Origin of the sequence: Sphaerospermopsis aphanizomenoides BCCUSP55, from assembly GCF_001586785.1 — a bacterium.
GTDB lineage: Bacteria > Cyanobacteriota > Cyanobacteriia > Cyanobacteriales > Nostocaceae > Sphaerospermopsis_A > Sphaerospermopsis_A aphanizomenoides_A.
Genome location: NZ_LUFH02000041.1, coordinates 38,972 through 48,362 on the forward strand (window position 1 = coordinate 38,972; position 9,391 = coordinate 48,362).

Genomic DNA, 9,391 nt, shown 5'->3' on the forward strand with positions numbered 1-9,391 from the left:
TAATCACTAAATTTTATGAACTTAAGACCAGATAGCAAAGTTTTAATTCAAGGTTTTTGTGAATTTATATCGGCAACTCATGTTGCTCAAATGAAAGCTTATGGTACTAATTTGGTAGGTGGTGTTGATCCTGGATGTGGTGGACAACAAAAGTATGATCTGCCAGTGTTTGATTTAGTAGAAGAAGCAATATCAAAATTTGGGCAAATTGATACGACGATTATTTGTGTCCATCCTTACCAAGTTCTAGATGCGGCTTTGGAAGCGATCGCTTCTAATATCAGACAGTTAATTATTATTTCTGCTGGTGTGCCACCTTTGGATATGGTGACACTACTCCGCAAAACAGAAACTCATGAAATTTTGGTAGTAGGACCAAATAGCCCAGGAATTATCGTCCCTGGTAAAATTCTCTTAGGCACTCAACCTAGTGAATTTTATACTCCTGGTTCTGTGGGAATTGTTAGTCGCAGTAGCACTCTTACCTATGAAGTAGCCTGGGAATTAACCAAAGCGGGTTTAGGTCAGTCAATTAGTGTCAGTATTGGTAGTGATGCGATTGTTGGTTCATCTTTCCCTCAATGGTTGCAAATTCTGGATGAGGATGAAACTACAGAAGCGATAGTTTTAGTCGGTCAACCTGGAGGAGAGAGTGAAGAAGCAGCAGCACGATACATAGCTGAAGCTATTGATAAACCAGTTATTGCTTATGTGGCAGGTAGACACGCACCACCAAGCAAATATTGGCATCAGACAGGAAATTTAGCAACCGTTGTCAAACGTGACCCCAATTTTGGCACTACACAAAATAAATTAGCGGCTTTCCAAGCTGCACAAATTCCTATAGCTGAATATCCTGCACAAATTCCTCAATTGTTGAAGACAGTGATGGGGAAGATGTAGGGTGTAGGGTATAGGGTGTGGGGTGTAGGGTGTGGGGTGTAGGGTGTGGGGGAAAAAATAAATAATTACGTTCGCGTAGCTTGCCGGAGGCACTATTACGAATTACGAATTACGAATTACGAATTACGAATTACGAATTACGAATTACGAATTACGAATTATTATATTTATCCAATAATTGAGGAATATAATCAAACCCATCTACACCAATTACAGAAATAATTTTGGGGCGATTTAGTTGCAGTGTAACTTGGAATTTATCTTCTCCCAATTGTCGTTTTATAGTTGTCAATAACTCTGCGGGTTGTTGCCAATCTTGGGAAGAAATTTGCTCTAATAGATACATTCCTAAACTACCTGTATAAAGGGCTTTTTCAAAATTTAGTAAGTTGTAATAAGCTTCTGATAAATAAGCTAAATTTCTGCCTTGAAGATATAAATCTCCTGAAATTTGTGCTGTTTTAAAACCGAGTTCTAAATATTTGATAGCGGTTTGATATTGTGCAGTTACTAAATAGGCAATACCTAAACTACTAAAACATAAAGATTGAGTTTGAATATCACCTAATTTTTCTGCTAACTTTAAACCTTGTTCTAAATAATTAATTGCGGCTTCATAAACTTCTGAGTCGATGATTTCTAATTGCTGTGCTTGAATAACTTCGCTATAACCTAAGTTCACCAGCGCGTTGGTTTCGCCAGTTTTGTCACCTGTTTGTCTACTTAATATTAATGCTCTTTGACTATGGTGAATGGCTTCAGCATAATTTTTTTCTTGTAGATAGGTACGACTAAGATGATTAAGATTAGCAATTTCACAAGCTGTATCTCTAGCATTTCTCGCAATTTCTAAAGCTTGTTGATGGAAATTTATTGAGCGCGGATAATTTCCTAAAGCTCGTTGAGAATAACCTAATAATGTTAAAATTCTGGCTTTTTCTTGTGTTCCTTCCGCATACCGTAGAGGTTCGTCTAAATAATCGAGTGCATCCCGTAAATAACTACCAGAAAATGAGGCAAAAATTCCACCGTAGAGTGGAAAATAAGGACGCTGGGCAAAGGTTCGCAGAATTTGGAGCATGATTTGTGAAGCGCCATTACTATATATTACTGCTTGGGTTTGAAAACCGGTTGCTAATTGACTCCAAATAACTGCAAAGGTCAAAAATGTGGAAATAGATAATTTGGGACCTGCTTGAATATCATAAGCTTGTTGATCAAACCAGCTAATTAGTCCCCGTTGTAAAAATTGTAAAACTATTGTTAATTCTACCCAATTACTGAGCGTAATGTTTTGTTGTTTTTGGGTAAATTCAATTGCTGATTGTTCTATTGCTAAAGTCTGAAAAAATGATTGTGGTATTTCACTTTTGACTAATTTTGCCCAACTTGCCCAAGGTCCTCTTTCTCCGGGTACTCCACCAAAACCGAGAGAAGTTTTTTGTTCATACATCCAACTGAGGAGGTTTTCTTGGATGCGTTGCCAAGAAGCGATCCCCTGAGTAATGCCTGTGGATATCTGCATTAAATCTGCGTTAGCTGCACCAAATTGTTGTAAACCTTTGGCTAATTGTTGTAATTGCGATAAGTTTAAGGGATATTTTTGATTGGGGTCAATGTAGCGCAGTAATACGGATAAACGTTCATCATTACTGGCAATTGTAATTTCTCGTACTGCTAAAGCTAAAGCTTCTGTGGCTTTGTTTTGTTCTTGCCAACGTTGCCATTGTGTTTGAATAGTTTTAATTGCTCTTAAACTACGGGTGGCTTTGGCTTTTTTCAGTTCGTCTTTTTCGCTGTCTACTTGGGTTTGCAGGGTTGTCAAGCGATCGCTCAATGCTAACTCAAATACTTCCCCCGTACCAGAAGTGATACCTTTGAGTAACATTTGATATACCTGCTCTACAGAGCTAATTTTCCCTTTCAGGGTGGTTTCAACTATTTCATCAATTAATGCTAGGTATTTATCTTGTAGAGATTCAGACACTTTAGATAATAGAGAATATAACAACAACTTTTATTTTATCTCAATCCCCCAAATCCCTTACCTCTTCTATAAGTTGGGGATCTGAAGCAAACTTTTTACCCCTACCTCTTGGCAATTATCAAATTTATAAGATACACTCATTTTTAGATAAAAGCCTCACTGCCCACGGGGTCGAAACAGTGAGTAGCCTCGTTGCCACAATTCATGACCACATCACGGGAGATATAGAGTCCATGACAAACCGCCAACAAGTATTAAATAAAGGACACACAAATGTCGAAATTTCGCCCCGCGAAGAACTGGTACTGCTGGCGCTCTACGACAAAGAACTCTATGGTTTGCAAATTCCGCAAGCTATGGAAGAAGCTAGTGGTGGTCAGCGTCAAATGGGGATCGGTACACTTTACCCTGTTCTCCATTCTTTGGAAAAAAAAGGGTTGGTTGAGTCCCGTTGGGGAGATGAAGGACGTGAAGAACGAGGTGGCGCAAGACGACGTTACTATAAACTTACAGGTAGCGGTGTTACCACACTCGAAGCAGTCCAGTCTTTCCGTGCAAATTTACTTACCTGGCAACCTAGTTAGGGAAACAGCAGGTGTGGAATTTGAAGATCATGATTGGGAACTGACTGTTAGAGAACTGCGAATTAATTTGCAGCATTTACAAGGTATTCCATCATTAAAACCAGAGCAATTTATTAAAGTTGCAGAAGAACTGATAAACCAAGAAGAAGAATTAGTAGAAAAACTAGAAAAGCTATCTCAGCTAGATAATAAATTACGCAAATACAAGAAATTTGAACCTGCGGAAACTTGGGCTAGTCGCTGGGTTGCTTCTCCTATTGCTTACCTTTTTCCACCAGAACGACGAGAAGAATGGTTAGGTGATTTGTATGAAGTGAATCGAGAAATGTTGTACAAAGGATTTCCCCGTTGGCAGGTGAATTTTAACAATCTGGTAAGAACGGTAATTTTAATTATATCGGCTTTACAGATTAAGTTGTCAGACCTGCTTTCACTAAGTCAGTCAATTAATAAGTAGATGATGAATTAACCAATTTTTTTAAACCCCACCCCTAACCCTCTGCACAAGTAAGGCTATTTTATTTGTCAAGTGGGTTAGGCATACAAGCGAATAAAGTAAGATGGTATGTAAATCCGATTGAGGCTTATTTTAGGTATGACAAATATTATTATTTCTAACCTTGATGATGAAATCAAATCTCGTCTGCAAAAACGAGCAGAAAAAAACGGACGTTCTTTAGAAGAAGAAGCCAAAGAAATTCTCTACATGACTCTGACAGAAAATAACGAAAATTCCTTAAATCTAGCAACTCGGATTGAACAGCGGTTTGCAAATTTTGGAGATTTTGATTTACCAGAAATAGCGAGAGAACCTATTCGTACTGTATCAACTTTTGAAGAATGATTATTCTTGACACAAATGTATTGTCAGAACTGATGAAGCCTAAAAAGTCTGAAGCAGCTATAGCAACACTCAATGTTTCTGACTTTCAAGGGTGTGGAATTGAGATTATTAATCCTTGGGAATATGAATCAATATAGTTAAGCGGCTGGGTTTGATAACTTAGAGAAAAAAGCATCCAGCATCCATGAAATTAAAAAGCCCAGTTGATACAAACAACTAGGCTAAATTAATTAGATGTTAACTTTTTCGTTGTCTTCACTCTTGAGACAGATAATGAATCTTATTTTTGCTCCAGATTGATTTTTACAACTTTGTTCTTTTCTGCAATCAGCTTGGGCAAAGTAAGATTCAAAATCCCATCTTTATATTCAGCTTGTACTTTGTCATTTTGAATCTTCACAGGCAATGGAATTACACGGTGGAATTGACCATAGTAAAATTCACTGGTGGTTTTTCCGTTTTCTTCTGATTTGGTTTGAGACTTTCTTTCACCACTAATAGAAACAGTATCTTCTGTGACTTGAACATCCAAATCTTTAGGGGACATACCAGGAACTTCTAGTTTGAGAATAACTGCATCATCAGTTTCTGTAAGTTCAGCAGCAGGAACTCTAGCAACAGTAGTTAAATCTTTTAAATTAGCTGGAATTAATTCATCAAATAAGCGATTAAAGCGGCGTTCCAAAGTGTCGATTTCTTTCCAGGGGTTGTAACGAACTAGTGTCATATATTTCTTCCTCTATCTTTTTGTTGGTTTTAGTTTGTGAGAGTGTTTAATCAACTCTTTGATTACCATATTAGTGATTGCCAAGGATGTTGTAAATTCGGTTTTTTGCACTTATTTAATGATGATTACCGAACCGATAAAGTAGTTATAAAGATATTCGGTTAACCCTAATCTGGGTGGTTCGGTTAACACGAATTAGTTTATTATGTGTTTATTATAATTTATTTGGTAGTGGTGTTTAATAAATCACTTGCAATTATTTTTAAAGTAAATAATATATTTTTTAATGGCTTGCTTAACTGAGTTCCTAATCACCTGGATGGCTATTTGAAAAGTCCTCATGCTATTCATATTTTTCCAAGGAGGACATACCCAAAAACTTTTGAGTATAAACATCAATGCATAAATATAATTTCCTTGTTGCCAATAGTAATAAGCTAATCTTGCTAATCCCATACCTAATAATTCCGATGATTTGAGATGTTTAGCAATATTTAATGCTTTATCTATATAGACTAATGCCTCAGCATTTTTAATGCGGACATAACAATATGCTAAATTCAGCTTTTTGCTATAAGAATCTAATTGAAATTTATCATTTAATGATTCTAAATCCAGGTCTTTATAAGCTTGCTCTATTGCTTCTATTTCGCTTCTGTATTCACACCAATATCTGTTGACATCTCCATTAAAAGGAAAATTAAGGATTTCACCAGTAATAGTTTTTAAAGCTAGTGGATGTCCTTCATAAGCTGTTCCTATGCGGTGGAGATAATTGGCTATTTCTGTATTTTCTGCAAATTCTATTCCCTCACTTTGAAAAAATTCTCTTATTTCTATATCGGTAAAACCGCGAACTAATTCATGACAACATAAATAATGAGAATTTATTAAAATTTCTTCTAGTTGGATAGGCATTTCTTGAGAAGTAATAATTATTTTACCTTGACATCGAGGAGAAGCAATCAAAGCCCGAAAAAATTTTTCCCACCAGCTATCTTTAAAATTACTCCAACCAGTGTTTTGATCTCCTTGTAAAGCTAATTCCAAAGAATCAATTAATAATACACATTGATGATTACATATATAATCAACTAAGCAGAGCATAATATTCTCTGGTTGATTAATTTCTGATGGCAAAATTAATTTTTGTAACTGAGATATAATTTGTGTGGCAACACTAGCAAATAATGGTTCTTGTTCACTATCTTCAAAAGAAAACTTTAACTTTTCAGTATAGCTATCTGGAAGTTCTGATATAATTTTTTCAGCTAAAGCCGTTTTACCCGTGCCAGTTATTCCAGTTAATAAAATTAACCTGTGGCTTTCTTGCAACATATTAATTAAATTTGTAACTATCTGGTTACGTCCAACAAAACAACTTTCGGCAATATCCCTCCAAGGTAACTCCAAAACCTGACAATAGACTTTAAAGATTTTAATATCAATTGGTTTTTTACCACCTTGAAACCGTTTTAATGTTCCCTCAGAAATACCTGGAGGATATTTTGCCTCAAAAAATAACTCATCTGGCCAGTTAGGGTCAAGAAGTTGACCTGCGGCTTTTAACCATCGAGAGTTATTATAAGTCCAACCTAATTCTTCTCTCTTGGTTTTGATAATTTGCTTTCCGTATTCAGAAGCTTTCAGTCCCATGTATTTAAGTTTGTTTTTTGTCAAGATCACTTTTTTGAATTAGTCAGTGATCTTGATAAATAATACAAGCACCAGTAATCATGTTGGCAAGTCAGTAAATTAAACACAATTATGTTCAACAAATCTTTACTCAATCAGACTTCCAACGTTATTTTTATTGATGCTGCTGTTGATGACTACCAAACCTTACAAACAGGTGTGATTGAAGGTGTAGAAGCGGTTATTCTTTCTCCACATCGAGACGGTATTGTGGAAATTACGGAAGTATTACAACAAAATCCCCATATTACCACCATTCACATCGTTTCCCACGGTTCTCCAGGGTGTTTATATTTAGGAAATGGTCAACTAAATTTAGATAATATCAGTAAATATACTAGGTTGTTGCAAGATTGGCAACGTAAAAATATCTTACTCTATGGGTGTAACGTCGCTGCGGGAGATGCAGGGGAAGAGTTTATTAAAAAGTTCCATGAGATTACCAACGCAACCATTAGCGCGTCAGTAACAAAGACGGGAAATGCAGCATTAGGGGGAAATTGGGAGTTAGAGGTGACATTCCCCGTTACAGATGTAGAGAGGTTTCATGCAACGTCTCTACCTTATCTGTCGGAGACTGTTTTTCATACAGACACCCTCAATGCCTACCAGGGAGTATTTGCACCCACATTAGTCAGTGTGTGGAATCGTTTAAGCTATGCCAAGGATGTGACAATAGTCGGTAACTATGCTTATGTGGCTGATGGTAATTCAGGACTGCAAATCATCAATATCAGCAACCCAGCAGCACCTACCCTCGTCGGCAATTATAATACTTCTGGCTATGCTTATGACGTTGAAATAGTAAGCAATTACGATACCCATCCTCATCGGTAAAGATCAGACTATAGATGAAATTTTTACGAGAGCAAAACAAAATTGGCAAGATTAATTAGCTCAAGGGATCGCTTTTTTTTGAGATGATGGGAGAGCGATCGCTTGTAGTTGTGGGTATGCTAGAGAAAAAAATTAGATATAATATACAGCAGATTGCAGATCAATGAGGTACAGTATCTAAATTGAAATATAGACAGAAAGAGGGTTTTACTCCTGACTCATGACTCCTGCTATATCATCTTGTTTGGGTTTCCATTCCACAAAAAAACCCAATTGCCTGCCGACAAAAGCAGGGGCAATTGAGTTAAATTGTGTTAATTTAATAACGTCCCACAGACCTTGTTACTGGTCGTTACGAATGGAAGAAAAAAATTCTCTCAGCACTGTTTATTGAGAGGAGTTAGGCGCGATTCGCTTCAACTCGACCATAGAATAAACCGCGAATTTTGACTTCTTTAGGTTCACCAGCACCTAAGTCAGTATCGGAAGGCTGTTCGCTCTCGAAAGTACCAGCAATTTCTCCAGTAGAACTATTTACCTTGGCTATTTGTAAAGAAATTTTGCCACTGAGAATTTCTGCACGCTTGACATTAGCACGAGTTAACTCGTCGTCATCTGCTTGGGCAGGTAGAGCTACAGCATTATCATAGCCAGAAACCACACCACGACCTTTGGGATCGAGGAAAGCAGCACCACGATAGGAAGGAACCTTAAAAGAACCTTCAAAGTCGGTAGAGGTGTTGATGCTGGTCAGCCCAGGCTCTGTTTGTGCAACCAGGTTTTTGATTGTAAACAGGAAAGGAACTAACTCACCACCAGGAAGTTTGACAGTGATGGCTTGGAAATCAAGACCATCGTTTTCTACAAAGGTGAGACTATTATCTGGATTGATTTTGATGTCGCCTTGTACTTGGTCAATGGTGGAAGTATATCTTGTCAACAATCTGCCAGCGACAAATTCCGCTTCTTGACGTTTGTTAGCAGGTTCTTCCTTGACAAAGTAATTGGTAGGTTCTAGGCAAAGTTCTTTGATGGTATAAGATTTGCTGTTATCCAAAGCAATAGAACCACGGCTTGTTTCTGACAACTGAGGGCATTTATTAGCCAAGCCAGTGCCTCGAATTTGTTCGTAAGTTAGCAAGTCTCTGCTGCTGGTAGAGGGAGCATCACTACAAGCAGTGATTAGCCCTAAGCATAAAGCCAAGAATGCAACAATTAAAGCGCGATATCTCATGGTCAACCTCAATGTCAAAAATTAATATCTAAAGTTGTGAACAGAAAGATACAGGAGTATGGCTGAGTCCAGGTTATCAGTGGTTGAGAAAAATTGCTCAAATACTGATAGAAACTAAGAGTCTTAATCCTCCACCCTCAGAAACTTCAGTGGCAGGAGCGCAATATCTTGAGGAGCAGCAAGGGGAGTTTGCTTTTGGTAACAGCGGCGTTACCCAAGATATTTTGTATTATGTATGTATTTACTGCCACTACGTAACGCCCATTGTTTAATGGGTAAATCAGCCAGATCATACGATTTTTTTTAACTCAAAATCAAAATACTCCAATTGGAAATAAGAACTGATTGATCCCATTAAACTCCAATCGTGTATGTACTGCACTTTACTGCTTGGTTTTAGAAGCGTTTAAAAGGAGTTCAGGAGTATGGCTTACGCCACGCTTCGCTATCAGGAGTATGGCTTACGCCACGCTTCGCTATCAGGAGTTACAGAAGAAAGAAGAAGTATGGGAGAAAGAATGAATTTTCTCCCTGCACCCTGCACCCTGCACCCTGCCCCCTGCCTCCTGCCTCCTGCCTC

9 protein-coding genes are annotated in these 9,391 nt (G+C 37.6%); 5 read left to right on the forward strand and 4 right to left on the reverse strand.

Annotated elements, in window-relative coordinates; genetic code table 11:
- The first annotated feature begins 15 nt into the window (after positions 1–15).
- Complete coding sequence (locus tag A0J48_RS12310) at positions 16–903, forward strand: succinate--CoA ligase subunit alpha (RefSeq protein WP_200323435.1); 888 nt, start codon at positions 16–18, stop codon at positions 901–903.
- Positions 904–1,054: 151 nt separating this feature from the next.
- On the opposite strand, the gene A0J48_RS12315 is transcribed toward A0J48_RS12310, so the two are convergent.
- Complete coding sequence (locus A0J48_RS12315; protein ID WP_200323437.1) at positions 1,055–2,890, reverse strand: tetratricopeptide repeat protein; 1,836 nt, start codon at positions 2,888–2,890, stop codon at positions 1,055–1,057.
- Positions 2,891–3,069: 179 nt separating this feature from the next.
- On the opposite strand from A0J48_RS12315, the gene A0J48_RS12320 reads away from it, so the two are divergent.
- The 3 genes from A0J48_RS12320 (at position 3,070) to A0J48_RS12330 (ending at position 4,318) form a co-directional block, all read left to right on the forward strand.
- Positions 3,070–3,474 (forward strand): PadR family transcriptional regulator, encoded by a 405-nt coding sequence (locus A0J48_RS12320; RefSeq protein ID WP_325078751.1) that lies wholly within the window; start codon positions 3,070–3,072, stop codon positions 3,472–3,474.
- Entirely contained in the window at positions 3,443–3,931 is a 489-nt protein-coding gene (locus A0J48_RS12325; protein WP_200323439.1) for a hypothetical protein, read from the forward strand. The genes A0J48_RS12320 and A0J48_RS12325 overlap by 32 nt, the downstream gene beginning before the upstream one ends.
- 138 nt (positions 3,932–4,069) lie before the next feature.
- Positions 4,070–4,318 carry a FitA-like ribbon-helix-helix domain-containing protein gene (locus A0J48_RS12330; protein WP_200323441.1) on the forward strand — a complete coding sequence of 83 codons (249 nt, stop codon included), beginning with the start codon at positions 4,070–4,072 and terminating at the stop codon, positions 4,316–4,318.
- Positions 4,319–4,598: 280 nt separating this feature from the next.
- Here A0J48_RS12330 and A0J48_RS12335 read toward each other — a convergent pair whose 3' ends face one another.
- Positions 4,599–5,045 (reverse strand): Hsp20/alpha crystallin family protein, encoded by a 447-nt coding sequence (locus A0J48_RS12335; RefSeq protein ID WP_200323442.1) that lies wholly within the window; start codon positions 5,043–5,045, stop codon positions 4,599–4,601.
- A gap of 246 nt (positions 5,046–5,291) precedes the next feature.
- Positions 5,292–6,725 carry an NACHT domain-containing protein gene (locus A0J48_RS12340; protein ID WP_200323443.1) on the reverse strand — a complete coding sequence of 478 codons (1,434 nt, stop codon included), beginning with the start codon at positions 6,723–6,725 and terminating at the stop codon, positions 5,292–5,294.
- An 87-nt stretch (positions 6,726–6,812) separates the two neighbouring features.
- Between A0J48_RS12340 and A0J48_RS12345 the strand changes: the two genes are divergently transcribed.
- The gene (locus A0J48_RS12345) at positions 6,813–7,577 is read left to right on the forward strand and encodes a DUF4347 domain-containing protein (RefSeq protein ID WP_200323444.1); all 765 of its coding nucleotides are present in this window, start codon (positions 6,813–6,815) and stop codon (positions 7,575–7,577) included.
- 400 nt (positions 7,578–7,977) lie between these two features.
- Here A0J48_RS12345 and psbO read toward each other — a convergent pair whose 3' ends face one another.
- Complete coding sequence (gene psbO / locus A0J48_RS12350; protein WP_200323445.1) at positions 7,978–8,811, reverse strand: photosystem II manganese-stabilizing polypeptide; 834 nt, start codon at positions 8,809–8,811, stop codon at positions 7,978–7,980.
- Positions 8,812–9,391 lie beyond the last annotated feature (580 nt).

Excerpts from the sequence above, each read along its gene's own strand:
- A0J48_RS12345 (WP_200323444.1), top strand. The coding sequence starts at position 6,813 with ATGTTCAACAAATCTTTACTCAATCAGACTTCCAACGTTATTTTTATT.
- psbO (WP_200323445.1), bottom strand. The coding sequence starts at position 8,811 with ATGAGATATCGCGCTTTAATTGTTGCATTCTTGGCTTTATGCTTAGGG.
- A0J48_RS12310 (WP_200323435.1), top strand. The coding sequence starts at position 16 with ATGAACTTAAGACCAGATAGCAAAGTTTTAATTCAAGGTTTTTGTGAA.
- A0J48_RS12335 (WP_200323442.1), bottom strand. The coding sequence starts at position 5,045 with ATGACACTAGTTCGTTACAACCCCTGGAAAGAAATCGACACTTTGGAA.
- A0J48_RS12330 (WP_200323441.1), top strand. The coding sequence starts at position 4,070 with ATGACAAATATTATTATTTCTAACCTTGATGATGAAATCAAATCTCGT.